This window comes from Rhodococcus sp. NPDC003382 (assembly GCF_053589135.1).
Genome location: NZ_JBSFRH010000061.1, coordinates 1 through 24,883 on the forward strand (window position 1 = coordinate 1; position 24,883 = coordinate 24,883).

At 67.9% G+C, this 24,883-nt stretch carries 24 protein-coding genes; 2 read left to right on the forward strand and 22 right to left on the reverse strand.

The window, feature by feature from the left end; genetic code table 11:
• Positions 1–503: 503 nt before the first annotated feature.
• On the reverse strand, positions 504–1,766 hold the full coding sequence (gene murA, locus ACWDUD_RS27435) for a UDP-N-acetylglucosamine 1-carboxyvinyltransferase (protein ID WP_450111364.1): 1,263 nt from the start codon (positions 1,764–1,766) through the stop codon (positions 504–506).
• A 57-nt stretch (positions 1,767–1,823) separates the two neighbouring features.
• Here murA and ACWDUD_RS27440 point away from each other — a divergent pair, with 57 nt between their 5' ends.
• Positions 1,824–2,396 carry a cob(I)yrinic acid a,c-diamide adenosyltransferase gene (locus ACWDUD_RS27440; protein ID WP_450111365.1) on the forward strand — a complete coding sequence of 191 codons (573 nt, stop codon included), beginning with the start codon at positions 1,824–1,826 and terminating at the stop codon, positions 2,394–2,396.
• Between the two features lie 53 nt (positions 2,397–2,449).
• Here the strand turns inward: ACWDUD_RS27440 and ACWDUD_RS27445 are convergent, their stop codons facing one another.
• The 13 genes from ACWDUD_RS27445 to prmC form a co-directional block, all read right to left on the reverse strand.
• A complete protein-coding gene (locus ACWDUD_RS27445; protein WP_450111366.1) occupies positions 2,450–2,875 on the reverse strand; it encodes a DUF2550 domain-containing protein in 426 nt (141 codons plus the stop codon).
• Positions 2,876–2,927: 52 nt separating this feature from the next.
• Positions 2,928–3,293, reverse strand: a complete 366-nt coding sequence (locus ACWDUD_RS27450; protein WP_197252035.1) for a F0F1 ATP synthase subunit epsilon — start codon at positions 3,291–3,293, stop codon at positions 2,928–2,930.
• A gap of 6 nt (positions 3,294–3,299) precedes the next feature.
• The gene (gene atpD / locus ACWDUD_RS27455) at positions 3,300–4,748 is read right to left on the reverse strand and encodes a F0F1 ATP synthase subunit beta (protein ID WP_197252036.1); all 1,449 of its coding nucleotides are present in this window, start codon (positions 4,746–4,748) and stop codon (positions 3,300–3,302) included.
• A gap of 6 nt (positions 4,749–4,754) precedes the next feature.
• The gene (locus tag ACWDUD_RS27460; RefSeq protein ID WP_197252037.1) at positions 4,755–5,738 is read right to left on the reverse strand and encodes a F0F1 ATP synthase subunit gamma; all 984 of its coding nucleotides are present in this window, start codon (positions 5,736–5,738) and stop codon (positions 4,755–4,757) included.
• A 48-nt stretch (positions 5,739–5,786) separates the two neighbouring features.
• Positions 5,787–7,430, reverse strand: coding sequence for a F0F1 ATP synthase subunit alpha (gene atpA / locus ACWDUD_RS27465; protein ID WP_197252038.1), 1,644 nt, complete (start codon positions 7,428–7,430; stop codon positions 5,787–5,789).
• Positions 7,431–7,492: 62 nt separating this feature from the next.
• Positions 7,493–8,329, reverse strand: a complete 837-nt coding sequence (locus tag ACWDUD_RS27470; protein ID WP_248675235.1) for a F0F1 ATP synthase subunit delta — start codon at positions 8,327–8,329, stop codon at positions 7,493–7,495.
• A 5-nt stretch (positions 8,330–8,334) separates the two neighbouring features.
• Positions 8,335–8,895 carry a F0F1 ATP synthase subunit B gene (locus ACWDUD_RS27475; protein ID WP_197252040.1) on the reverse strand — a complete coding sequence of 187 codons (561 nt, stop codon included), beginning with the start codon at positions 8,893–8,895 and terminating at the stop codon, positions 8,335–8,337.
• A gap of 11 nt (positions 8,896–8,906) precedes the next feature.
• Positions 8,907–9,158, reverse strand: a complete 252-nt coding sequence (locus tag ACWDUD_RS27480) for an ATP synthase F0 subunit C (protein WP_068166623.1) — start codon at positions 9,156–9,158, stop codon at positions 8,907–8,909.
• An 85-nt stretch (positions 9,159–9,243) separates the two neighbouring features.
• Positions 9,244–10,092, reverse strand: coding sequence for a F0F1 ATP synthase subunit A (gene atpB / locus ACWDUD_RS27485; protein WP_450111367.1), 849 nt, complete (start codon positions 10,090–10,092; stop codon positions 9,244–9,246).
• 256 nt (positions 10,093–10,348) lie between these two features.
• Positions 10,349–10,762: a hypothetical protein gene (locus tag ACWDUD_RS27490; RefSeq protein ID WP_197252047.1), complete on the reverse strand. Its 414-nt coding sequence runs from the start codon at positions 10,760–10,762 to the stop codon at positions 10,349–10,351.
• A 71-nt stretch (positions 10,763–10,833) separates the two neighbouring features.
• Positions 10,834–12,060, reverse strand: a complete 1,227-nt coding sequence (locus tag ACWDUD_RS27495) for an MraY family glycosyltransferase (protein ID WP_307846184.1) — start codon at positions 12,058–12,060, stop codon at positions 10,834–10,836.
• 19 nt (positions 12,061–12,079) lie between these two features.
• Positions 12,080–12,742, reverse strand: coding sequence for an L-threonylcarbamoyladenylate synthase (locus ACWDUD_RS27500; RefSeq protein ID WP_197252041.1), 663 nt, complete (start codon positions 12,740–12,742; stop codon positions 12,080–12,082).
• 49 nt (positions 12,743–12,791) lie between these two features.
• Positions 12,792–13,718, reverse strand: coding sequence for a peptide chain release factor N(5)-glutamine methyltransferase (gene prmC, locus ACWDUD_RS27505; protein WP_450111368.1), 927 nt, complete (start codon positions 13,716–13,718; stop codon positions 12,792–12,794).
• Positions 13,719–13,922: 204 nt separating this feature from the next.
• Here prmC and ACWDUD_RS27510 point away from each other — a divergent pair, with 204 nt between their 5' ends.
• A complete protein-coding gene (locus ACWDUD_RS27510; protein WP_450111369.1) occupies positions 13,923–14,369 on the forward strand; it encodes a hypothetical protein in 447 nt (148 codons plus the stop codon).
• Between the two features lie 54 nt (positions 14,370–14,423).
• Here ACWDUD_RS27510 and prfA read toward each other — a convergent pair whose 3' ends face one another.
• The 8 genes from prfA to argS form a co-directional block, all read right to left on the reverse strand.
• Positions 14,424–15,503 (reverse strand): peptide chain release factor 1, encoded by a 1,080-nt coding sequence (gene prfA / locus ACWDUD_RS27515; protein ID WP_197252044.1) that lies wholly within the window; start codon positions 15,501–15,503, stop codon positions 14,424–14,426.
• A 120-nt stretch (positions 15,504–15,623) separates the two neighbouring features.
• The gene (rpmE, locus tag ACWDUD_RS27520) at positions 15,624–15,857 is read right to left on the reverse strand and encodes a 50S ribosomal protein L31 (protein ID WP_248675229.1); all 234 of its coding nucleotides are present in this window, start codon (positions 15,855–15,857) and stop codon (positions 15,624–15,626) included.
• A gap of 121 nt (positions 15,858–15,978) precedes the next feature.
• A complete protein-coding gene (gene rho, locus ACWDUD_RS27525; protein WP_197252046.1) occupies positions 15,979–17,943 on the reverse strand; it encodes a transcription termination factor Rho in 1,965 nt (654 codons plus the stop codon).
• A gap of 342 nt (positions 17,944–18,285) precedes the next feature.
• Positions 18,286–19,215: a homoserine kinase gene (gene thrB, locus ACWDUD_RS27530; protein WP_248675227.1), complete on the reverse strand. Its 930-nt coding sequence runs from the start codon at positions 19,213–19,215 to the stop codon at positions 18,286–18,288.
• A gap of 52 nt (positions 19,216–19,267) precedes the next feature.
• Complete coding sequence (thrC, locus tag ACWDUD_RS27535) at positions 19,268–20,359, reverse strand: threonine synthase (RefSeq protein ID WP_197255218.1); 1,092 nt, start codon at positions 20,357–20,359, stop codon at positions 19,268–19,270.
• Complete coding sequence (locus tag ACWDUD_RS27540; RefSeq protein WP_197255219.1) at positions 20,356–21,681, reverse strand: homoserine dehydrogenase; 1,326 nt, start codon at positions 21,679–21,681, stop codon at positions 20,356–20,358. The genes thrC and ACWDUD_RS27540 overlap by 4 nt, the downstream gene beginning before the upstream one ends.
• Positions 21,678–23,099 carry a diaminopimelate decarboxylase gene (lysA, locus tag ACWDUD_RS27545; protein ID WP_248675226.1) on the reverse strand — a complete coding sequence of 474 codons (1,422 nt, stop codon included), beginning with the start codon at positions 23,097–23,099 and terminating at the stop codon, positions 21,678–21,680. The genes ACWDUD_RS27540 and lysA overlap by 4 nt, the downstream gene beginning before the upstream one ends.
• Positions 23,096–24,748 carry an arginine--tRNA ligase gene (argS, locus tag ACWDUD_RS27550; protein ID WP_248675225.1) on the reverse strand — a complete coding sequence of 551 codons (1,653 nt, stop codon included), beginning with the start codon at positions 24,746–24,748 and terminating at the stop codon, positions 23,096–23,098. Before argS ends, lysA begins: the two co-directional genes overlap by 4 nt.
• Positions 24,749–24,883: the final 135 nt, after the last annotated feature.

Below are 24,883 nucleotides of genomic sequence, written 5' to 3' on the forward strand. Positions count from 1 at the left end.
GTCATAGACATCGAGCCAAATCACTAGCGTAAAAACTCAAACTAGCAAACACTGGACCACCACAGACGGAAGAATGTGATGTCCAGCAACAACCATCGAAAGTTCGACGGTCGCACCAAAAAAATTTGGCACTGACATTCATCGGCACACTGTTGAGTTCTCAAAGAACACGCACACACCATCGCTTACGAATCTTGCATTCGCTCGTTCAGGGGTGACTTGTTCGTCGCCGCCAAGCCTTTCGGCTTCCGGCGCGGACACCAACCTTACCAGAAGGTTTGTGTCGGGGGAAATCGTTCAGGCGCCTTCGTCCAACCTCGTTGTCCCGGTCCCTCAGGTCCAGGTCGGTGTCCGTGTCGCTCTGACCTGGAATAAGTTACGGGAGGATCAAGTCGTTTCCAAATCGCCTGGTCACGAGGTTGGCGCGCCGCGTTTTGCCTGGTCACGGCCGGTCGTTGGGCGCGGTCCGCGCCGATCTCGTCCGGGTGACCCGCAGCACATCGTCAGGAGTCGGTCCCGACGCGTTCGATTCCGCCGCCGAGCTCCTTGATGATCTCCACGAACCGCGGATAGCCGCGATCGATGTGGTAGACGTCGTGGACCTCGGTCACCCCGTCCGCGCACAGGCCGGCGAGGACGAGACCCGCGCCTGCCCGGATGTCGGACGACCAGACCGGCGCACTCGACAGTTCCTCGACTCCCCGAACCACTGCGTGATGACCATCGGTCCGGGCATCGGCGCCGAGCCGGATCATCTCCTCGACGAACCGGAACCGCGCTTCGAAGACGTTCTCGGTGATCATCGATGTTCCGTCGGCGACCGCGGCGAGCCCGATCGCCATGGGCTGCAGGTCGGTCGGGAATCCCGGATAGGGCAGCGTCGCGAAGTTGACCGCCCGGGGCCGTTCGTTCTGGACGACCCTGAAGCCGTCGACCTCGGGGGTGACCTCGGCGCCGGCTGCGCGCAATTTGTCGAGCACGAGGGCGAGGTGCTTGGGATTGACGCCGCGAACCCGGACGTCTCCCTGCGTCATGGCGGCGGCGATCCCCCACGTCGCGGCGACGATCCGGTCACCGATGCAGCGGTGCGTCGTCGGTTCCAGCGAAGGGACACCCGTGATCCGCAGCGTCGTCGTTCCTGCCCCGCTGATCCGGGCACCCATCTGCACGAGCATGTTGCACAGATCGACGATCTCCGGTTCCCGGGCGGCGTTGTCGATGGTGGTGTCACCCTTCGCCAGCACCGCCGCCATCAGGATGTTCTCGGTGGCGCCCACCGACGGGAACGCCAGGCGAATGGTGGCGCCGTGCAGGTCGTCGGCCTCGGCGACGACGCAGCCGTGTTCGATCGTGCTGTGCGCACCCAGAAGACGCAGGCCCGTCTGGTGCATGTCCAGCGGACGGGAACCGATCGCATCGCCGCCCGGTAGTGCGACCACGGCTCGCCGGCAGCGTGCGACGAGGGGCCCGAGCACACATACCGATGCGCGGAACTGCCGAACCGCCGCGAAATCTGCCCGGTACTGCGGCTGCGCGGGCGTCGTGATGCGAACCTCGTCGCCTTCGAGCTCGACGACACAACCCAGTCCGCGGAGGACCTCCGCCATCAGGGGAACGTCGAGAATATCGGGGCAATTCGTGATGACGGTGGTGCCTTCGGCGAGCAACGCGGCGGCCATCAGCTTCAGAACACTGTTCTTGGCGCCACCGACGACGACCTCACCTACGAGCCGGCTACCACCGGTGACGAGAAAGCGTTCACTCACAACGCCACAGCGTAACGAGGCCTCCGGGATACCACCCGAGCCGGTACCGTGACGGCCATGGCTGTCCACCTCACCAGGATCTACACCCGCACCGGCGACGACGGAACGACCGGGCTCAGTGACTTTTCCCGAGTATCGAAGAACGACCCGCGACTGATTGCGTATGCGGACTGCGACGAGGCGAACGCCGCGATCGGCGTCGCGCTTGCACTGGGCGGTGCGCCCGAGCGTTTCGTGCCCGTCCTGCGGCAGATCCAGAACGATCTGTTCGACGCGGGCGCGGATCTGTCGACTCCGATTGTCGAGAACCCGAAGTATCCGCCGCTGCGGATCACCCAGGCCTACATCGATCGCCTCGAAGGATGGTGCGACGAGTTCAACGAGGACCTCGAGCCGCTGAACTCCTTCATTCTTCCCGGGGGCACTCCCCTGGCGGCGTTGCTGCACACCGCCCGCACCGTCACGCGGCGGGCGGAACGCTCGGCGTGGGCAGCTGTGGATGCGCATCCGGACGACACGAACGTGCTGCCGGCGAAGTATCTGAACCGGCTGTCCGACCTGCTGTTCATTCTGGGCCGGCTCGCGAACCCGGACGGCGACGTCCTGTGGAAGCCGGGCGCCGGCGCCTGACCTGCTCGTGCGCGGTTTCGGTAGCTGCTGCTACCAAAACCGCGCACCGGGGGTCAGGTGTTGGGGCGGCGGCGCTGCGACCGATTCGACGGACGGGACTCGACCCAGGACAGGAACGCCGTCAGCGCTCCGGTGTCGAAGGCGACCTCGACGACGTCGGTGCCGTCGGCCAGCTCGAGGATCACGATGTCCTCGGTCATGATGTCGTACTCGTTGCCCTCCGGCTTGCGCCGTTCGCGCACCTCGACGCCTCGGCGGGTGATCCGGGAATCCGGCCCGAGACGGAGACTGGAGAGCTTGTAGAAGACGAGATTGTTCTCGCCGTACCGGATGATGCCGTGCCGCCAGCCGTTGCCGGCGGTGTTGGGCAGGACCCGGAGGATCGCGGCGGTTCCACCGCCGCGGAGTTTGCGAAGACGGTACAGAAAAGCCGCGACGGCGCCCGCGAGCAGCACAACAAGAATGACTAGAACGATCATTCCTATTGTCACTGCTCGTGGCTCCGTCGCGGCTTCTCGTAGTTCTTCTCGATCAGGCGCGCTCGACGGCCCGCAGGCGACCCTTGGCCGCTGCGATCTCTGCCTCGTCCTGGCTCTCGGCGAGGACCGCCTTGGCGGCCTCCACGTCGATGTCCTGAACGAGGTCCGCGTCCTCGGCGAGCACGGTCACCGACGTGGCGGTCACCGAGAGGAAACCGCCGTGCACGGCAGCGACGATGCGCTCACCGTCGACGGTCGTGACGGCAACGACGCCGCCCTCGACGAGCTGGCCGAGAACCGGCTCGTGTCCGGGCATGATGCCGATCTCGCCTTCGGTGGTCTGCGCGGAGACCAGCTTCGCCGAACCCGACCACACACGCTGCTCGACGGCAACGATGTCAACGGTCATCTCAGCCATGTCGGACTACTTTCCGGCGATCTTCTTGGCTGCGGCCTCGACGTCGTCGAGTCCACCGCAGCTGTTGAAGGCCTGCTCCGGAAGGTGGTCGAACTCGCCCTTGCAGACGCGGTCGAACGCCTCGATGGTGTCGCGCAGCGGCACGACCGAACCGGGCTCACCGGTGAACTTCTCGGCGACGATGAAGTTCTGGCCGAGGAACTTCTGCAGGCGACGGGCGCGGCCGACGAGGACCTTGTCCTCTTCGGAGAGCTCGTCCATACCGAGGATGGCGATGATGTCCTGCAGTTCCTTGTACTTCTGCAGGATCCGCTTGACCTCGTTGGCGACGCGGAAGTGCTCGGCACCGACGATGCCGGGCTCCAGGATGCGCGAGGTCGACGTCAGCGGGTCCACAGCGGGGTAGATACCCATCTGCGAGATCGGACGCGAGAGCTCGGTGGTTGCATCGAGGTGCGCGAAGGTCGTGGCCGGCGCCGGGTCGGTGTAGTCGTCGGCGGGGACGTAGATCGCCTGCAGCGAGGTGATCGAACGACCACGGGTCGAGGTGATGCGCTCCTGCAGCTCACCCATCTCGTCGGCCAGCGTCGGCTGGTAACCCACGGCCGAAGGCATACGACCGAGCAGGGTCGAAACCTCGGAACCGGCCTGGGTGAACCGGAAGATGTTGTCGATGAACAGCAGCACGTCCTGGCCTTGGACATCGCGGAAGTACTCCGCCATGGTCAGCGCGGACAGGGCAACGCGCATACGCGTTCCCGGCGGCTCGTCCATCTGGCCGAACACGAGGGCCGTGTCCTGGAGAACGCCCATCTCCTCCATCTCGAGGTGGAGGTCGGTGCCCTCACGGGTGCGCTCGCCGACGCCGGCGAACACCGAGGTGCCGGAGAACTCACGCGCGATACGGGTGATCATCTCCTGGATCAGAACGGTCTTGCCGACACCGGCGCCACCGAACAGACCGATCTTGCCGCCCTTGACGTACGGGGTCAGCAGGTCGATGACCTTGATACCGGTCTCGAGGATCTCGGTCTTGCCCTCGAGCTGGTCGAAGGCCGGGGGCTTGCGGTGGATGCCCCACTGCTCGCCGTCGCGGCCGGTGCCCGGCGCGTCGAGGCAGTCACCGAGGGCGTTGAACACGTGGCCCTTGACGACGTCACCGACGGGAACGGAGATCGGGCGACCGGTGTCGACGACGGAGGTGCCGCGCACCAGGCCGTCAGTCGGCTGCATCGAGATCGTGCGGACCAGGTTGTCACCCAGGTGCTGCGCGACCTCGAGGGTCAGGGTCTTCGCCACGGTCGGCAGAGTGACCTCTGCGTGGAGGGCGTTGAACAGCTCGGGCACGGCGCCACGCGGGAATTCCACGTCGACGACGGCGCCGATGACGCGGACGACGCGCCCGGCAAGGGCCGACGCCGCACCGGCGTTGTTGTCGGTTACTGCTGCGGTCATTGTGGTTCAGTCACTTCCTGCACTCGAGGCGAGCGCACCGGCACCGCCGACGATCTCGCTGATTTCCTGGGTGATCTGGGCCTGGCGGGCCTGGTTGGCCTGTCGGCTGAGTGTGTTCACCAGTTCCGTGGCGTTGTCCGTCGCGGCCTTCATGGCGGTACGGCGAGCGGCCGACTCGGAAGCGGCCGCGTCCAGCAGCGACGCGAAGATACGCGTGCTGATGTACTTCGGCAGCAGTGCCGCGAGCAGCGTCCCGGCCTCCGGCTCGAAGTTGTACCCGGCACGCGGTCCTTCGTTGCCCGACGCGCGGTGGCCGTCGGACAGCATGTCCTCGCCGAGGTCGATCTCGTCCTCGGTGATGCTCACCTCGAGTGGCGCCATACGGCGGACCTCGGGGGTCTGCGTCAGCATCGACACGAAACGCGTGTAGACGATGTGCAGTTCGTCGACGCCCTCGATGGTGCCCACACCGTTCGGGTCGGGAACCTCGGAACCGGACCCGGCCATGAACAGCTCCACCAGGTGGCGGCTGGCCTTCGCGGCGTCCGCGTAGCGCGGAGCCTGCGAGAAGCCGGTCCACGCGCCGGCGACCGGGCGCTCACGGAAGGTGTAGTAGGCCAGGCCCTTGCCGCCCAGCACGTACAGCACCGGCTCCTTGCCCTCGCTGATGAGCAGCTGACGCAGCTCTTCGGCTTCCTTGAGGACGTTGGAGTTGTAACCACCGCACATACCGCGGTCGCTGGTCACGACCAGCACGGCGGCACGCTTGGGGTTCTCGCGCTCGTTGAGCAGGGGGTGATCCAACGACGCCGACGCGCTCGCCAGCTCCGAGAGGACCTTGGTGATCTCCTCGGAGTACGGCTTCGACGCGGCAACCCGAGCCTGGGCCTTGGTGATGCGCGAAGTCGCGATCAGTTCCTGCGCCTTGGTGATCTTCTTGGTCGAGTTGACCGACTTGATCCGCGAGCGCAGCTCACGCAAGCTAGCCATTCGTCGATCACACTCCCTTCACTGGACGCTCGGTCATGGTCTCCCCGCTCACTTGCGAACGGTGGTGCGCTTGACGGAGACCTGCTCCTGCTCGACCTCTTCGGCGCCCAGCGGGGCGGCCTCGGCCTCGTTCACGACGCGGCTGCCGTCGGAGGCGATGAAGCCCTCCTTGAACTTGGCGGTCGCGGCGTGCAGGGCCTCGATCGACTCGTCGGACAGCGCCTTGCCGCCGGCGATCTGCTCGTAGACGCCTGCGGCGCTGCGGTGCAGATCCTCCAGGAGCTCGGTCTCGAAGCGACGCACGTCCTCGACCGGAACGGAGTCGAAGACACCCTCACCGGCGAGGAAGATCGAGACGATCTGGTCCTCGACGGCGATCGGCGCGTACTGGTCCTGCTTGAGCAGCTCGACGAGACGCTGACCGCGCTCGAGCTGAGCCTTCGATGCGGCGTCGAGGTCCGACGCGAAGGCGGCGAAGCCTTCGAGCTCACGGAACTGCGCGAGCTCCAGACGCAGCGAACCGGACACCTTCTTCATGCCCTTGGTCTGGGCGGCGCCACCGACTCGGGAAACCGAGATACCGACGTTGATGGCGGGGCGAACACCCTTGTTGAACAGGTCGGACTCGAGGAAGACCTGGCCGTCGGTGATCGAGATGACGTTCGTCGGGATGTAGGCCGACACGTCGTTGGCCTTCGTCTCGATGATCGGCAGCGCGGTCAGCGAACCGCCGCCGAGCTCGTCGGACAGCTTCGCCGAACGCTCCAGCAGACGGGAGTGCAGGTAGAACACGTCACCGGGGTAGGCCTCACGTCCCGGCGGGCGACGCAGCAGCAGCGAGATGGCGCGGTACGCCTCGGCCTGCTTGGTCAGGTCGTCGAAGACGACGAGGACGTGCTTGCCCTGGTACATCCAGTGCTGGCCGATGGCCGAACCGGTGTAGGGGGCCAGCCACTTGAAGCCGGCGGAGTCGGAGGCCGGAGCCGCGACGATGGTGGTGTACTCCATCGCGCCGTTCTCCTCGAGGGCCTGCTTGACACCCGCGATGGTCGAACCCTTCTGGCCGATCGCGACGTAGATGCAGCGGACCTGCTGCTTCGGGTCGCCGGTCGCCCAGTTGGCCTTCTGGTTGAGGATCGCGTCGATGCAGACCGCGGTCTTGCCGGTCTTGCGGTCGCCGATGACGAGCTGACGCTGGCCGCGGCCGATCGGGGTCATCGCGTCGATGGCCTTGATGCCGGTCTGCAGCGGCTCCTCGACCGGCTGGCGCTGCAGCACGGTCGCGGCCTGCAGCTCGAGGGCGCGGTTCTCGGTGGACTCGATCTCGCCGAGGCCGTCGATCGGCTGACCCAGCGGGTTCACGACGCGGCCGAGGTAGCCGTCGCCGACCGGCACCGACAGAACGTCGCCGGTCCGCTTGACTTCCTGGCCCTCAGCGATGTCCTGGAAGTCGCCGAGGATAACGGCGCCGATCTCGGTGGCCTCGAGGTTGAGGGCCACGCCCAGCACGCCACCGGGGAATTCCAGCAGCTCGTTGGCCATCGCCGACGGGAGGCCGCTGATGTGCGCGATGCCGTCACTGGTGTCGACGACCACGCCGACCTCCTCGCGGGAGGCCTCCGGGGAGTAGCTCGCGGTGTAATTGTCAATCGCGCTACGGATCTCGTCGGAGGAGATCGTCAGCTCCGCCATGTTCTTCCTGCTCTCGGTATCTGGTCTTCGAAAAGATCTCTAGGTGTGTGTTCGGTAGTGGACTACGTGAGGTTCTTCCGCACGGCCGCGAGTCGTCCCGCAGCTGTGCCGTCGATGACCTCGTCGCCCACCCGGACGACCAATCCACTGAGGAGCTCGGGATCGACCTCGACGTGGACCGTCACAGGCTTCCCGTAGGTGCGGGTCAGAATCGCGCTGAGGCGCTCGGTCTGAGCCTGGCTGAGGGGGGCGGCGCTGCGCACGTGGGCGACCGCGCGGTCCCGCTGAGTTGCAGCGAGAGCGGACAGCTCGTCGAACGTGTCGGCCGGGGCCTTCTTCAGGCGCCCGACGGCCTGAACCGCCAGAGCCTCGGTGACCGCCGTGCACTTGCCGTACAGCAGGCGCGAGAGGAGCTCGCGCTTGGCCTGCACGGGGGTGCTGCGGTCGGAGAGAGCCTGCTCGAGTTCCCCGCTGCCGGCGACGATCCGTCCGAGCCGGAACAGCTCGTCCTCGACCGTGTCCAGCTGGTTCTGGTCTTCCGCCGCCTTCAGCAGGGCCTCGCGGCCGAGCTGAACGAGCGAGTTGGTCAGGTCGGACTGCGCCGACCAGTCCTGGCCCACCGCGGCCTTGACGGTCGCCAGGGCCGCGGCCGAAACCTTGCCCCCGAAGACCTGCTCGGCCAGCGCCTGGCGAGCTGCCGCCGGGGTCGAGGCGTCCGCCAGCGCACCGCGAAGGGTGCGCTGGCCGTCGAGCACCTCGACCACCGAGAACAGATCGGAGCCGGCCTGTGCCGCAGCGGCAGTCGCGGCACCCGCACCAGCGGATGCGGTGCTCGACGCCAAGGCGTCCTGCAGCGCGGATCGCGTATGAGCGAGTGCCTCACGGCTTGCTGCGTACATGGTGCTCACTTTCCGGATGCAGAGTCAGCGCTGAGGGATTCGAGCTCGCTGAGGAAGCGGTCGATGGAACCGGCACGCTTGACGTCATCGGAGAGAGCCTCACCGATGATCTTCTCGGACAGGTCGACGGCGGTGCGGCCGAGATCGCCACGGAGCTCGGTCACGATCTGCTGGCGCTGAGCCTGCAGCTGTGCGTGGCCGGCAGCGACGATGCGGTCGCTCTCCTCTTGGGCCTGAGCCTTCATGTCGGCGATGATCTGCTGGCCCTGGGCACGGGCCTCTTCGCGGATCTGCGCCGCCTCGGTACGGGCCTCGGCGAGCTGCGCGCGGTACTGCTCGAGCGCGGCAGCGGCTTCCGCCTGCGCCTCCTCCGCCTTCTTGATGCCGCCTTCGATCTGCTCCGATCGCTCGTCGAGGACCTTCTGGAACAGCGGAAGCACGTACTTCCAGAAGACGAGACCGACGATGATCAGGGCGACGAGCGACCAAACGATGTCGTACGTCGCGGGCAGGAGCGGATTATGGGTCTCCGCCTCCTCCGCGAGCAACAGGATGCTGTCAGCCATGGTCGCGACGATCAGAAGATGAAGCCGGCAACGATGCCGATCAGCGCGAGGGCCTCGGTGAATGCGATACCGAGGAACATGGTGGTGCGCAGCTGTCCGGCCATCTCGGGCTGACGGGCCATGCCCTCGATCGCCTTACCGACGACGATGCCGATGCCGACACCCGGGCCGATGGCGGCGAGGCCGTAGCCGACGGCACCGAGACCCTTGAAGGTGGTCTCTTCCTGCGCGAGGATCTCGACTGCCTGAAGCGCAACGCTCATTGGTGTTCCATTCCCTTTCTAGTGGCTCGGCCCCGGGGATCGGTAACCGAGTCAGTCTGTGATGTTGTGTGGTGGTGCAGTTCGGCTAGTGCTCTTCGGCGTGCAGCGCGAGGTCGATGTACACCGCGGTCAGCAGCGCGAAGATGTAGGCCTGCAGCACGATGACCAGCAGTTCGAAGAAGGTGAACGCGACGCCACCGATCAGCGAGCCGATACCGAACAGCTTCATCGCGCCCTCGGACGAGAAGAAGAAGAACTGGGTCGCGCTGAAGAACAGCACCAGCATGATGTGGCCGGCCAGCATGTTGGCCATGAGACGGATGGTCAGCGTGAACGGCCGCAGCAGGAAGGTCGAGACGAACTCGATCGGGATGACGAGCACGTGGAGCGCGGGCGGCAGGTTCGGGATGACGATGCTGCTCTTGACGTAGCGGAAGAAGCCGTACTTCTTGATGCCCACGTAGTTGAAGACGACGTACGCGAGAGCGGCGAGCACGAGCGGCATGCCGATGCGGGCGTTCGACGAGATGTTCAGGAACGGAATGATCGACGTCAGGTTCAGTCCGGCGACGAGGAAGAAGATCGTCACGAGAACCGGCAGGAAGCGACGGCCCTGTTCCTTGCCGAGGATGTCCTCGGCGATGTTGATCCGAACGAAGTCGATCATGATCTCGGCGACGTTCTGCACGCCGCGCGGAACGATCTTCGGGCTGCGCAGAGCGAACGCGAAGAACGCCGCAACGAGGACGGCGACGACGACGCGGATGAGCATCAGCCGGTCCATTTCGAAGGGGGTGCCCTCGAACAGGACTGCTGGTGGAAAGAAATCGGCTAGTGACGGCGCGTGGAATTCTCCGGCTGCCAAGGTGGTGACGCTCAGCGCTCTCTCCCGTAGTCGGCCGCAGGCATTGCCGTCTGCGGTTCGATCGGACATTGACGATCCAACAAGTCGACAAGGTCGGCTCGCGTATTCGCCAGCTGCTGTGGGCTATCTGATCGGCCCCGCGTCTGTCGGTGTCGGCGACTCTCGTCGACTCGGCGGCCATTTGAACACGACCGCCTGCAAAGATACAACCGCGACGGCCCCTCAGGACTACCGGCTGGTCGCAACTCGCTTGGCATTACCCTAGCAACACATCTACGACAACGCGTAGGGGGGTACAGACGCTGTAGGGAATTGACAAGGGCGACTACTCCCGTTCGTCGTTCCCCGCATTACCCGAATCGGGCACAACGTACAGCGCCCGCTGCGACACCACGCCGTACGTTTCCGCGCCCAGCACGATCACCAGAGCGAACACGATCGTCAGGACCAGCGCACCCTTGCTGTAGAAGTCCAGGGGCTTGAGCAGGGCCATCACCACGATCGCCAGGATCAGCTTGAGCAGCCACGTGCCCAGCAGCACCGCCCCGGCGGTCGTCGCGGGCAGGCGCGAGGTGAGCAGCACCCCGAGCGCCGTGAACAGGATGAACCCGCCGCCGACGGCCGCGCCGATCAAGGCACCCCACAGGCCCGGCATTCCCGCGACGAGCACGGAGATCACGGCGGACACCACCGTCAGGGCGACCAACCCGAGCGCGCCGTACCGGACGGCCGCGCGCATCGGCGCCGACGGATCGGGCAGGGCGGGAAGTGGCTGAGCAGGCTGATCGGAAGAGGTCACGGGTATCAAGCCTAACCGACCTCGCCGTCGCCTCCCCCGGCCCCGTGCACCGGATCGGGACCGTCACCGCGGGACTCGGCGTCACTGTGACGCAGCGCCGGCACCGCGGTGACGACGAGCGCGAACACCAATCCCGCCGCGGTCAGCAGCACCACCGCGCGGCGATCGATGAGGGCGGATCCGACCGCGCCGAACGCGAGAACGCCGACCCACAGGTAGATGAGCAGCACGACGCGCCGATGCGAGTGACCGATCTGCAGCAGACGGTGGTGCAGGTGCATCTTGTCCGGGCTGAACGGGCTGACACCCGCCCGGGTGCGCCGCACGATGGCGAGCAGCAGGTCCAGGATCGGGATGAACATGACGGCGCCGACCAGGAGCAGCGGCGACAGCAGACCGAGCAGGTCGCGGGTGCCGTACGCGGCCAGCGGGATCCTGCCGGAAGCGCTCGTGGACACCGCGGCGAGCATGAGTCCGATGAGCATCGATCCCGAGTCGCCCATGAAGATCCGGGCCGGCTGGAAGTTGTGCGGCAGGAAGCCCAGGCACGCACCGGCCAGGGCCGCGGCGATCAGTGCCGGCGGGTAGGCGCTGACGTCGCCGCCCTGGTCGTGCAACAGTCCCACGGAGAACAGGCAGATCGCGACGGCAGCGATGAGCCCGATACCTGCGGCGAGACCGTCGAGACCGTCGACGAAGTTCATCGCGTTGATCATCACCGCCGCGACCGCGACCGTGATCAGACCGCCCTGCAGCTGGTCGAGGACGAGGGTGTTGCCGCTGAACGGATCGAAGATGACGATCCAGCTCACCCCCATCACCGCGAGCACCCCCGCGGCCGTGACCTGGCCGACGAACTTCGTCAGCGCGTCGAGACCCCAGCGGTCGTCGATGATGCCGACGACGACGATGATCGACCCTGCCACGAGCGCCGCGCTCATGTCGGATGTGTATTCGAATCCCCGTGTCAGCGCGGGCAATTGCTGCGCGAAGACCAAACCGGCGACGAGCCCGAGATACATGCCGACGCCACCGAGCCGGGGCGTCGGAATCACGTGTACGTCGCGTTCGCGGGGTGCCGCGACGGCACCGAACCGGATCGCGGCGATCCGGACGAGCCCGGTCGCGAGGAACGTCACGACAGCGGCGGTGAGCAGCACCAGCAGCAGTTCGCGGAGAGGCACACCGGCGCCGCGGCCCGACTGGGCCAGCACCAGGGCAGTGTCGACGGAAGTCACCTACGCAGGTCCCTGCCCGTCACTCCCCGCCGGGGCGCAGACGGGCCGGGTCCTCGCCCAGCACCTCCGCGATGTCCTCGATCGGCACGGCGCCCTCGCGGAGGATGCGCGGACGGTCCGAGGTCATGTCGACGATGGTCGAGGCGACCGCGTGCTCCGACGGTCCGCCGTCGAGGTAGACGCTCACCGAGGCGCCGAGCTGCCGGCGGGCGTCCTCGACGACCGCGGCCGGCGGCTGCCCGGAGACGTTCGCGCTCGAGACGGCGAGCGGGCCGACATCGCGCAGCAGTTCGAGGATCACCGGGTGCAGCGGCATCCGCAGCATCACCGTGCCGCGGGTGTTTCCGAGATCCCAGGCGAGTGACGGCGCCTGGGGCACCACGAGGCTGAGCCCGCCCGGCCAGAACGCCCGGATGAGTTCCCGGGCCTCGGGACGGACCGTGCTGACCAGGCCGTCGATGGTGTTCCACGAGCCGACGAGCACCGGGACCGGCATGTCCCTCCCGCGACCTTTCGCGCGCAGCAGACTCGCCACCGCGTCGCCGTCGAAGGCGTCGGCGGCGATTCCGTAGACGGTGTCGGTCGGCACCACGACGAGCCTGCCCGCCTTCAGGGCACCACGTGCCGCGTTGATGCCTGCTGATCGGGAATCCGGCTTACTGCAGTCGTAGACGGTGCTCACGCGACCATCCTTCCATCCGCGATTGCGTGCCCGACGTCACCCTGTTCCGTCACGCGTCCGCTCCGGTTCCCTTGGCTGCACGGGCGCGTTGCGCCTCGACGTCCGTGGGCACCCGCATCGCGACGACGAATCGCGGCCGGCCCGCCAGATCGGGGTGTTCGGCGACCTCGCCGAAGACCCGGCGCTGGGCGAACAGCTCTGCGGTCTGCGCGCCGTTGGTGTCGTCGTGTTCGACGGCGACGGCTCCTCCGATACGCAGCCAGCGCGCGATGTTGGAGACCATCGGCTTGATGACCGACAACCCGTCGGGGCCACCGAAGAGCGCGGAATGGGGGTCGTGGTCGATGACCTCGGGCTCGAGTTCGGCGCCTTCGGGGATGTAGGGCGGGTTCGCGACGATCACGTCGACGCCGCCTTCGAGCTCGGTGAGCAGCTCGCGGTCGGTGACGTCACCCTGGTGCAGCACGATCGGGGTGTCGCCCTGCGACGCCCGGTACTCGGCGTTCCGCCGGGCCCACGCGAGCGCCTTCGGCTCGAGCTCGACCGCGTGGACGACCGCATCCGGCCGGGCGTGCGCGATCGCCAGGGCCAGCGCACCGGAACCGGTGCACAGGTCGAGCACGACCGGGGACCGCCGCGGGTAGCTCTCGAGGAACGCCAGTGCCCAGCCGAGCAGCAGTTCCGTCTCGGGACGCGGCACGAACACCCCGGGTCCCACGGCGAGGTCGATCTCCCCCATCGCCGAGGTCCCGGTGATGTATTGCAGCGGGATCCGCTTGGCGCGCTGGGCGATCATCGCCCGGTAGGCGTCGACCATCGCAGTATCGACCAACGGCACCAGGCCCAGCCTGGTCCGTTCGATTCCGAGCAGGTGCGCAGCGAGCAGTTCGGCGTCCGCGCGGGGGCTCGGCACACCCGCTTCCTCGAGCACCGACACCGCCTCGATGATGGCCAGGCGCAGAGGTTGACGATTCACGGCGTACAGACTGCCATGCCGGTCACGATCGGAGAACGGACAGGTCGGGGTCGGCACGCCCGTAACCGTTCCGGGTCGACCCTCGGACCCGCCGGGCAGCGGTAGCAGCAGGCCGGTCGGCGGCGGATTGAAGAACGTGTCGGGCGGGAAACAGAAGAGTGACCGATACCTTCGGGTCGGTTCTGTCGACGGAAAGGATTTCTCGTGAAGACACGGACTGTTCGCGGATTGACGATTCTCGCTGCTACCGGCGCCGCCGCGCTCACGGCACCCGCACTCTCGGGTGCCGTGCCCATCGATGTCCAGCCGATCCCGATCGGATGCCCCGCGGGAATCGGGCCGGTGGACACCGAGACGGTCGTCGACGAAGAGGATGTCGCGACCGACGAGATCGAGTACGAGATCGAGCAGGACGGCAGCGGCGGTGGCCAGGTCGCCTGGCTCAACTTGTCGACGCTGCAGCAGGGCACAGGCGCGTTCCCGGGTCCGGTGGACGACGAGGAACCCGCCGTCGTCGTCGAGACGGGAGAAGGCCTCGTGGTGAGCGCCGTGTGGGGCACCCACGAGAACGCCGACGGCGAGTCCTGCTTCCTGCTTCCGGGCTTCGACCTCAGCGACATTCCTGCCACGCCTCGTCCCGCAACCGAATAGGCCGTGGCCGATCCGGCCTCACCGCAGACGACGATCCGGGCCCGGCTTCGACCGTTATTCCGCGGCGAGCCGGGCTTCGCGGTCGGCCTGCCCCAGCGCGTCCAGCAGAGCGTCGAGGTCGCCGTCGAGCACGGCGTCGAGGTTGTGCGCCTTGAACCCGATCCGGTGATCGGTGATGCGGTTCTCGGGGAAGTTGTAGGTGCGGATGCGCTCGGACCGGTCGACGGTACGGACCTGGCTGGCGCGGTCCGCGGACGCCTCGGCCTCGGCGGCCTCTTCGGCGGCGGCCTGCAGGCGGGCCGCGAGAACCTGCATGGCGCGAGCCTTGTTCTGCAGCTGCGAGCGCTCGTTCTGGCAGGTCACGACGATTCCGGTGGGCAGGTGGGTGATGCGCACGGCCGAGTCGGTGGTGTTGACACCCTGGCCGCCCTTGCCCGACGAGCGATACACGTCGATACGCAGATCGTTCTCGTCGATCTGCACTTCCTCGACCTCGTCCGGCTCGGGGTAGATGAACACGCCTGCGGCGGACGTGTGGACCCGGCCCTGCGATTCGGTGACCGGCACACGCTGCACGCGGTGCACGCCACCTTCGAACTTCAGGCGTGACCACACGCCGTCGCGCACGTCGGTCTTCGACTTGATCGACAGCGTCGCGTCCTTGTAGCCACCGAGATCGGAGTAGGTGGCGCCGAGGACCTCGACACGCCAGCCGGCACGCTCGGCGTACCGGGTGTACATGCGGGCCAGATCCGCCGCGAACAGGGCGGATTCCTCGCCGCCCTCCCCCGACTTCACCTCGAGGACGACGTCGTCGCCGTCGTGCGGGTCGCGCGGAGCGAGCAGGTCGGTGAGCGTCTTCTCGAGTTCGGCGACGGTCTCTTCGAGACCGGGGACCTCCGCGGCGAACGCGGAATCGTCCGACGCCAGCTCACGGGCCGCCTCGAGATCCTCGCGGGCGGTCTTCAGCTTCGTGTAGGTCGCCATGACCGGGGCGAGCTCGGCAAAACGCTTGCCGACGCGACGCGCCGCCGCCGGGTCGTTGTGCAGTGCCGGATCGGACAACTGCTGTTCCAGACCCGCGTGTTCGGCCAGGATGTCGTCGACGGCCGACGGCTTGGTCTGCCCCGCCATGGGTTCGCTCCACTCTGTCTGTCGTGCTGTTCGCGTATCGGTGCACGCGAACGGGAAAAGCCTGTGAAAACACCGACGCCCGGTCTGTGACGATGACAGAACCGGGCGTCGGCAGGGCTGCTAGCTGTCGGCAGCGGCCTTCTTCGGGGCGCGCTTGCCGTAGCGAGCCTCGAAGCGGGCAACGCGTCCGCCCGTGTCGAGGATCTTCTGCTTGCCCGTGTAGAACGGGTGGCACTGCGAGCAAACTTCGACCGTGATCCGGCCGGACTCGGCGGTGCTGCGCGTCTCGAACGTGTTCCCGCAACCGCAGACGACGGTCGTCGCCACGTAGTTCGGGTGGATTCCTGCCTTCATGGTGTCCCTTTCGATGGCCGCCGGGTCGCCTTCGCCGTTCGAAGACGTGAACCGGGACCGGACTCAGCTGTTCGATTATGCCAAACGCCTGCCCGGGGAAAAAATTCCCCGGGCCGCGCTTCTAGTCCTCGAGCGCCCCGGGCGCGGTCTTGGCGACCTGCAGGAGGAACTCGACGTTGCTCTTGGACTTCTTGAGCCGGTCGATGAGCAGATCGATCGCCTGGTGCGAATCGAGTCCGGAGAGCACGCGGCGCAGCTTGTGCACCACCGCGAACTCGTCGGGGCTCATGAGCAGCTCGTCCTTGCGGGTACCCGACGGATTGACGTCCACCGCCGGGAACACGCGGCGCTCGGCGATCTTGCGGTCGAGCTTGAGCTCGGCGTTGCCGGTGCCCTTGAACTCTTCGAAGATCACGGTGTCGCCGGTCGAACCGGTTTCCACCATCGCGGTCGCGATGATGGTGAGCGAACCGCCGTTCTCGATGTTGCGGGCAGCACCGAGGAACCGCTTCGGCGGGTACAGCGCGGTCGAGTCGACACCACCGGACAGGATGCGTCCCGATGCCGGCGAGCTGTTGTTGTACGCGCGCCCGAGTCGGGTGATCGAGTCGAGCAGCACCACGACGTCCCGGCCCTGCTCGACCAGGCGCTTCGCCCGCTCGATGGCGAGCTCGGCGACCGAGGTGTGGTCTGAGGGCGGACGGTCGAACGTCGAGGCGATGACCTCGCCCTTCACCGAACGCTGCATGTCGGTGACCTCTTCGGGACGCTCGTCGACGAGAACGACCATGAGGTAGCACTCGGGGTTGTTCGTCGAGATCGCGTTCGCGATGTCCTGCAGCACCGTGGTCTTACCGGCCTTCGGCGGCGAGACGATGAGTGCACGCTGGCCCTTGCCGATCGGCATGATCAGGTCGATCACGCGGGTGGTGAGCACATTCGGCGTGGTCTCGAGACGCAGCCGCTGGTTCGGGTACAGCGGGGTGAGCTTGTTGAACTCGGGGCGACGCTTCGCCGCCTCGACCTCACCGCCGTTGACCGAGTCCAGACGCACCAACGGGTTGAACTTCTGCCGCTGGTTGCTCTGCTCGCCCTCGCGCGGGACCCGGACGGCACCGGTGATCGCGTCACCGCGGCGCAGGCCGTTCTTGCGCACCATGTTCATCGACACGTACACGTCGTTGGGGCCGGCCAGGTAGCCGGAGGTCCGCACGAACGCGTAGTTGTCGAGGACGTCGAGGATGCCTGCGACGGGCTGCAGGACGTCGTCCTCGCGGATCTCGGGCTCGCGGGAATCGGTGCCGGTCGCCTCACCGCGGTCACGCCCACGACGGCGCTCACGGAAGCGACGACCCCGGCGGCCGCGGCCGCCTTCCTCGTCCTCGCCACCGCGGTTGTCGCGGTCCTGGCGCGGGCCCTGGCCGCGATCCTCGCGCTGGGCACGGTCGCCCTGGTCGCGCTGAGGCCGCTGGCGGCCGTCGCCCTCGCCCTTGTCCTCGCCGCGTCCACCCTGCTCGGGGGCCTGCTCCGGGGCCGGAGCCTCGGTCTTCCGATCCTGCTCACCCTGTTCGGTGGCCTGCTCGGCACCACGGCGACCGCGACGCTGACGACCGCGGCGGGGGGCTTCGACCTCGCCGTCACCCTGCGGACGCTCGCCGGCCTCGACCTGGGTCTTCGGCTGCTCGGCAGCCTCGGCCTTCGGCTGCTCGGCAGCTTCGGCCTTCGGCTGGCTGTCGGCGCTTTCCGGTGCGGCCGTACGCGTCCGGCGCGTCCGCGCCGGTCGTGTGGTCTCGGCGGGCTCCTCGGACACCGCCGCCTTGTCTGCGGCCGGAGCGCTCGACACGCCCCCGCCCTGGCGTTCCTTGATCGCGGCGATCAGGTCGCCTTTACGCATCCCGGAGGTGCCCTTGATGCCGAGTTCGGCCGCGAGGGCCCGCAGCTCGGCGAGCACCATGCCCGAGAGGCCGGCGCCGCGACGCCCAGCGGCGCGCGGCGAAGAGGTCTGCGAAGAATCGTCCGCCTGCTCCCCCGCGGATGACCCCGGGACGTCGAGAACAGGCGTAGCGATCAGATCCGTATCGGTCACGGAGATCCTTTCCTTCCCTCACTCGCGCCACGCAGAGTCGAGGGTTCGTTCCCACAGATCAGCTCGTGCACCGATCCGGGATTTGCCTAACTGTTCACAGGATCGAACGGTCGGCACGTCCGCTATCACGCCATCCCCCGGCAGTTACAGTCCCTTGACCCCTGGAACGAGGACATGTGAGGGTCGGTCAGGATCTGGCGCTCCGATGGAGCTGGAGACAATATCCTGAAGAGCCGACGGCTGAAACGCACGACGTGCGGACAAAGCACAGGATAGCGACGAACTGTACGTTGAGCAAGAACGCGATCCCGCCCCGGCGTGTTCCCGGCCCCGCAAGGAGGCTCAGATCACCTCGACCCCGCCGGCGACCTCGAGTTCGAGGACCGTCAGGTCGTCCGCTTCCGCCGCAGCGCGCAGTTCGGCGGGGAACGGCTCGGTCGTCAGCGCCAGCACGGTGGGTCCGGCTCCGGACACCGTGGCGGCGATTCCCGCCTCGCGGAGCCGCGCGATCCACTTGGTGGTGAGCGGCAGCGCCGGAGCCCGCTGCCCCTGGTGCAGCATGTCCTCGGTCGCGGGCATCAGCAGGTCGGGACGCTGGGTCAGCGCGACCACCGCCAGTGCGGCGCGGCTGACGTTGAACGACGCGTCGCGATGCGGCACGAGATCGGGCAGCAGTCCGCGGGTGTGCGCGGTCGACGAGCGGACCGACGGGACCAGCACGACGACCTTGATCGCCGGGTCCACGGCCAGCTTCACGGCCCGGTAGACACGCTGCTCGGCGTCGACACCGGCTTCGCTCCACGATACGACGGCACCGCCGAGGACGCTCGCCGACGCGTTGTCCGGGTGCCCCTCGAACTCGGAGGAGAGCTGCACGAGCTGCGCGTCGTCCAGTGCCCGCTCCGGCGCGACCTTGCGCACCAGGCCGTTCGCCGCGGCGAGCCCGCCGACGACGGCGGATGCCGAGGACCCCAGACCCCGCGAATGGGGAATGACGTTGCGGCACACGATCTCCAGGCCGTCGGCCCACACACCCGCGGCTTCGAGGCCACGTTCCACCGCACGCACCACCAGGTGGGTGGGGCCCCACGGCACCTCCTCGGCGCCCTCCCCTTCGACGCGGACGTCGAGACCGGATCCGGTTGTGGTGACGGTGATCTCGTCGTACAACCCGAGAGCGAGACCGAGCGAGTCGAATCCGGGCCCCAGATTCGCACTCGACGCGGGAACCCGGGCCGTCACCGAGATCCCTACCGGCAGAGTCTGCGTCATGTCGTGATTCCCAACAGAGGAGGGCGAGGCGGTCACTGCGTCTGCTCGAGGACTAGGCCAGTTCGAGCGCCGAGGCCACAGCGACGGGGTCGACCGGGATCGGCTGCACCACGGGAACATCGCGCAGGGCGGTGTCCGGGTCCTTGAGGCCGTTGCCGGTGACGGTGCACACAACCCGGAGGCCGCGCGGCAGCCAGCCCTCCTTGCTCGCGGCGAGCAGACCCGCGATCGACGCCGCCGACGCCGGCTCGACGAAGATCGACTCGGACTTCGCGAGCAGGTGGTACGCCTCGAGGATCTCCTCGTCGGTGGCGGCACGGAACGCGCCGTCCGACTCCTCCTTCGCGGCGACCGCACCGTTCCACGACGCGGGAGCGCCGATCCGGATCGCGGTGGCGATGGTCTCGGGATCCTTGACCGGGTGGCCGAGCACGAGCGGGGCCGCACCGGCGGCCTGCACACCGAGCATGCGGGGACGGCGGGTGCTCACGCCGTCGGCGAAGTACTCGGAGTAGCCCTTCCAGTACGCGGTGATGTTGCCCGCGTTGCCCACCGGGAGCACGTGCACGTCGGGAGCGTCGCCGAGCGCGTCGACGATCTCGAACGCGGCGGTCTTCTGTCCCTCGATACGGACCGGGTTGACGGAGTTGACCAGGCCGATCGTCGGGAACTCGGCGGTCGTCTTGCGGGCCAGCTCGAGGCAGTCGTCGAAGTTGCCCTCGACCTGGACGATCCGGGCGCCGTGCATGACGGCCTGGGCGAGCTTGCCCATGGCGATCTTGCCCTGCGGCACGAGCACCGCGCAGCCGATGCCCGCGCGGGACGCGTACGCGGCAGCCGACGCAGAGGTGTTGCCGGTGGAGGCGCACAGCACCGCCTGCTTGCCGGTCGCCAGCGCCTCGGTGACGGCCATCGTCATGCCGCGGTCCTTGAAGGAACCGGTGGGGTTGAGCCCCTCGACCTTGACGTGGACCTCGCAGCCGGTGATCTCGGACAGGCGAGGTGCCGGGAGCAGCGGCGTACCACCCTCGCGCAGCGTCACCGTCTTCCAGCCCTCACCGATCGGCAGTCGAGAACGGTACGCCTCGATCAGGCCGGGCCACGGGGTGTGCACGGGGGTGATGTTCTTCTCGGCCGCGCTCATTCGGCGGATCCCTCCAGTCTCAGGACACTGGTCACAGCAGTTACGGATTCGAGTTCATCGAGTGCTGCGACGGTACTCGACAACGCTTCGTCGGTGGCGCGGTGCGTGAGCACCACCAGGCGCGCACCGTTTCCGGCGCCTTCCTGGCGCACGGCGGAAATGCTGACCCCGCGCTTGGCGAACTCGGCGGCCACGGCGGAGAGCACACCTGCCCGGTCCGCGACCTGCAGGTTCACGTAGTAGCGGGTCATGATCTCGCTCATCGGCGCGATCTCGAGATCGGCGTACTTCGATTCGCGGGGACCGCGACCGCCCTGCACGCGGTTGCGCGCGGCCATCACCAGGTCGCCCATCACCGCGGACGCGGTGGGAGCGCCGCCGGCACCCTGGCCGTAGAACATCAGGCGGCCCGACGCCTCCGCCTCGACGACGACGGCGTTGAACGCGCCGGACACGCTCGCGAGGGGATGCTCCCGCGGCACCAGCGCGGGGTAGACCCGCGCCGAAACCTTGTCCTTGCCGTCCTCGGTGGTGATGCGCTCGCAGATCGCGAGGAGCTTGACGGTGCAGTTCAGCGCGCGAGCGGACGTCAGGTCGGCGGCAGTGATCTTCGAGATGCCCTCGCGGTACACGTCGGCGGCGGTGACGCGGGTGTGGAAGGCGATGGACGCGAGGATCGCGGCCTTGGAGGCGGCGTCGAAGCCCTCGACGTCCGCGGTCGGATCGGCCTCGGCGTAACCGAGCCGGCCCGCCTCGGCGAGCGCCTCGGCGTAGTCGGCTCCGGTCTCGTCCATCGCCGACAGGATGTAGTTGGTGGTGCCGTTGACGATGCCGATGACGCGGTTGACGCGGTCGCCGGCCAGGGACTGGGTCAGCGGGCGGATCACCGGGATCGCACCGGCGACGGCGGCCTCGAAGTACAGGTCGACGTGCTTGGCCTCGGCGGCCTCCGCGAGTTCACCGGTGTACTCGGCGAGCAGCGCCTTGTTCGCCGTGACCACGGACTTGCCGGCGTCGAGCGCGGTCCGTACGAGCTTGCGGGGCAGGTCGATGCCGCCGATGACCTCGACGACGATGTCGACGTCGTCGCGCGCGATCAGTCCCTCCGCGTCGGTGGTCAGCAGCTCGACCGGGATGCCGCGGTCCTCGGAGACGGTGCGCACGGCGACACCGCGCAGCTCCAGCGGCGCACCGATGCGTGCCTCGAGATCGGCTGCGTCGTCCCGGATGATGCGGACGACCTCGGCGCCCACGGTGCCGTGGCCGAGCACCGCCACGCCGACGGGACGCGGCGCCTGACTGGTCCCCGTTTCGGTCGTCACTCCGTAACCTCCAAGCTGAGCAGATCTTCCACGGTTTCCCGACGCAGGATGACGCGGGAAACGCCGTCCTTGACCGCCACGACGGCGGGACGGGCCAGCAGGTTGTACCTGCTGGACATCGAATAGCAGTATGCACCGGTCGCGGCGACGGCCAGCAAATCCCCGGCTTGGACGTCCTCGGGCATCCAGGTGTCGCGGATCACGATGTCACCGCTCTCACAGTGCTTGCCGACGACTCGCGAGACGACCGGATCCGCGTCGCTGACGCGGGAGACCAACCGGGCCTCGTACTCCGCCTGGTACAGGGAGGTGCGGATGTTGTCGCTCATGCCGCCGTCGACGCTGATGTAGCGGCGGCTGTGACCCGCGGCGACCGCGACGTCCTTGATCGTGCCGACCTCGTAGAGGGTGATCGTGCCCGGTCCGGCGATGGCGCGGCCCGGCTCGACCGCGAGGGTCGGGGTGGGCAGTCCCGCCAGCGCGGATTCGGTGCGCACGATGTCGAGGAGCTTCGCGGCGAGTTCCTCGACCGGCGGCGGATCGTCGCTCGGCACGTACGAGATGCCGAGTCCACCGCCGAGGTCGACGATGTTCAGCTGGGACGTCTTGTCCACACCGAACTCGGCGACGATGTCGCGGAGCAGGCCGATCACGCGGTGTGCGGCCAGTTCGAAGCCGTCGACGTCGAAGATCTGCGAGCCGATGTGGCTGTGCAGGCCGACCAGCCGGAGGTTGGCGGTCTCGAAGACCCGGCGCACCGCGGACATCGCAACCCCTCCGGCGAGCGAGAGACCGAACTTCTGGTCCTCGTGCGCGGTGGAGATGAACTCGTGGGTGTGCGCCTCGACACCGACGGTGACCCGGATCAGCACGTCCTGCACGACCCCGGCTTCCCCGGCGATCGCGTCGAGCCGGTCGATCTCGGCCATCGAGTCGAGCACGATGTGCCCGACGCCGGCCGCGACCGCGGTGCGCAGTTCGGCGACGGACTTGTTGTTGCCGTGCATCGCGATCTTCTCTGCGGGGAACCCGGCGTGCAGTGCGACCGCGAGTTCACCGCCGGAGGCGACGTCGAGGCACAGGCCCTCCTGCTGCACCCAGCGGGCGACCTCGGTGCACAGGAACGCCTTGGAGGCGTAGTGCACCTTGGTGTCGGGCCCGAACGCCGCGGCGATGTCGCGGCACCGGGACCGGAAGTCGTCCTCGTCGATCACGAACAGCGGGGTGCCGTACTTCTCGGCGAGTTCGGTGACGGGAACCCCGGCGATGCGGACGGCGCCGTCGTCGCCGCGGCTCGTGCCGCGCGGCCACACCTGCCGGTGCAGCGCGTTCAGTTCCTCGTGGGTGGTGGGCCGTTCGGGCAGGCCCGGTGCGTGCGGGATCTCCGCGTGCCGCGGACCGGCGGGGTGCGCGTTCACATCCGCTCCGGAGCGCTGACGCCGAGCAGGCCGAGGCCGTTGGCGAGAACCTGACGGGCCGCCGCGCACAGCGCGAGCCGCGCGGTGTGCAGGTCTCCGGGCTCCTCGTCGCCCTGCGGGAGGATGCGGCACGCGTCGTAGAACCGGTGGTAGGCGCCGGCGAGTTCTTCGAGGTAGCGCGCGACCCGGTGCGGTTCGCGCAGTTCCGCGGCCTTCGCGACGACGCGCGGGTACTCGCCGATGGTGCGGATCAGGTCGCCCTCGCGGTCGTGGGTGAGCAGCGCGAGGTTCGCGCCCTCGGCGCTGAGACCGAGGTCGGCGGCGTTGCGCGCGATCGACGAGAGGCGGGCGTGCGCGTACTGCACGTAGTAGACCGGGTTCTCGTTGCCGGCCGACGCCCACAGCTCGAGGTCGATGTCGATGCTCTGGTCGACCGACGAGCGCACGAGCGCGTAGCGGGCGGCGTCGACACCGATCGCCTCGACGAGGTCGTCGAGGGTGATGACGGTGCCGGCACGCTTGCTCATCTTCACAGCCTGGCCGTCGCGCACGAGGTTGACCATCTGGCCGATCATGACCTCGACGGTGTCGGGGTCGTCGCCGAATGCGGCCGCGGCGGCCTTGAGCCGGCCGATGTAGCCGTGGTGGTCGGCGCCGAGCATGTAGATGCACAGGTCGAAGCCGCGCGAGCGCTTGTCCTGGAAGTAGGCGATGTCGCCGGCGATGTAGGCGGCGTTGCCGTCGGACTTGATGACGACGCGGTCCTTGTCGTCGCCGAAGTCGGTGCTCTTGAGCCACCACGCGCCGTCGGCGTTGTACAGGTTGCCGGAGCCCTTGAGCGTCTCGACGGCCTTGTCGACCGCGCCGGATTCGAACAGCGAGTTCTCGTGGAAGTACACGTCGAAGTCGACGCCGAACTCGTGCAGCGTGCGCTTGATGTGCGCGAACATCAGGTCGACGCCGATGGACCGGAACGTCTCGTGCCGCTCGGCCTCGGGCAGGTCGAGCGCGCCGGGCGCCCGCTTCTGCACCTCGGCGGCGATGTCGACGATGTAGTCGCCGGCATAGCCGTCCTCGGGGGCCGGTTCGCCCTCGGCCGCGGCGATCAGCGACCGCGTGAAGCGGTCGATCTGCGCGCCGTGGTCGTTGAAGTAGTACTCGCGGGTGACCTCGGCGCCCTGCGTCGACAGGATCCGGCCGAGCGCGTCGCCGACCGCGGCCCAGCGGGTGCCACCGAGGTGGATCGGGCCGGTCGGGTTCGCGGACACGAACTCGAGGTTGATCTTGCGGCCGGCGAGCGCGTCGGAGTTGCCGTACGCCGAGAGCTCGGTGAGCACCTTCGCGACGATCGCGCCCTGCGCGTCGGCCGCGAGGCGGATGTTGAGGAAGCCCGGTCCCGCGACCTCGGCCGATTCGATGCCGTCGGCGGCGGTGAGCGCTTCGGCGAGCCAGGTTGCGAGCTCGCGCGGGTTCACACCGGCCTTCTTCGCGACCTGCATCGCCACGTTGGTCGCATAGTCGCCGTGCTCCGGGTTCCGGGGCCGCTCGACGGTGAGGGTCTCGGGCAGGACGGACACGTCGAGGTCACGCTCGGCGAGCACCCTCGCAGCGGTTCCGTGGAGCAATTCGGCAAGGTCGGCAGGAGTCACAGGAGTTCATCCTATTGGCTGGCCCCTGCGAGCACCGACGGTGCCCCACAGGAGCGCGCCCGTACAGTTGTGGGGGCACGCGGCCCGGGGCCGCGGTCTCGTTGTCCATCCGATGTTGTCCATCCGATCGAAAGA

Excerpts from the sequence above, each read along its gene's own strand:
- rpmE (WP_248675229.1), bottom strand. The coding sequence starts at position 15,857 with ATGAAGGCAGGAATCCACCCGAACTACGTGGCGACGACCGTCGTCTGC.
- atpD (WP_197252036.1), bottom strand. The coding sequence starts at position 4,748 with ATGACCGCAGCAGTAACCGACAACAACGCCGGTGCGGCGTCGGCCCTT.
- thrB (WP_248675227.1), bottom strand. The coding sequence starts at position 19,215 with ATGACGCAGACTCTGCCGGTAGGGATCTCGGTGACGGCCCGGGTTCCC.
- ACWDUD_RS27460 (WP_197252037.1), bottom strand. The coding sequence starts at position 5,738 with ATGGCTAGCTTGCGTGAGCTGCGCTCGCGGATCAAGTCGGTCAACTCG.
- ACWDUD_RS27445 (WP_450111366.1), bottom strand. The coding sequence starts at position 2,875 with ATGATCGTTCTAGTCATTCTTGTTGTGCTGCTCGCGGGCGCCGTCGCG.
- ACWDUD_RS27450 (WP_197252035.1), bottom strand. The coding sequence starts at position 3,293 with ATGGCTGAGATGACCGTTGACATCGTTGCCGTCGAGCAGCGTGTGTGG.
- ACWDUD_RS27480 (WP_068166623.1), bottom strand. The coding sequence starts at position 9,158 with ATGAGCGTTGCGCTTCAGGCAGTCGAGATCCTCGCGCAGGAAGAGACC.
- atpB (WP_450111367.1), bottom strand. The coding sequence starts at position 10,092 with ATGTCCGATCGAACCGCAGACGGCAATGCCTGCGGCCGACTACGGGAG.
- ACWDUD_RS27470 (WP_248675235.1), bottom strand. The coding sequence starts at position 8,329 with ATGTACGCAGCAAGCCGTGAGGCACTCGCTCATACGCGATCCGCGCTG.
- atpA (WP_197252038.1), bottom strand. The coding sequence starts at position 7,430 with ATGGCGGAGCTGACGATCTCCTCCGACGAGATCCGTAGCGCGATTGAC.
- ACWDUD_RS27440 (WP_450111365.1), top strand. The coding sequence starts at position 1,824 with ATGGCTGTCCACCTCACCAGGATCTACACCCGCACCGGCGACGACGGA.
- thrC (WP_197255218.1), bottom strand. The coding sequence starts at position 20,359 with ATGAGCGCGGCCGAGAAGAACATCACCCCCGTGCACACCCCGTGGCCC.
- ACWDUD_RS27490 (WP_197252047.1), bottom strand. The coding sequence starts at position 10,762 with ATGCGCGCGGCCGTCCGGTACGGCGCGCTCGGGTTGGTCGCCCTGACG.
- ACWDUD_RS27475 (WP_197252040.1), bottom strand. The coding sequence starts at position 8,895 with ATGGCTGACAGCATCCTGTTGCTCGCGGAGGAGGCGGAGACCCATAAT.
- prfA (WP_197252044.1), bottom strand. The coding sequence starts at position 15,503 with ATGGCGGGGCAGACCAAGCCGTCGGCCGTCGACGACATCCTGGCCGAA.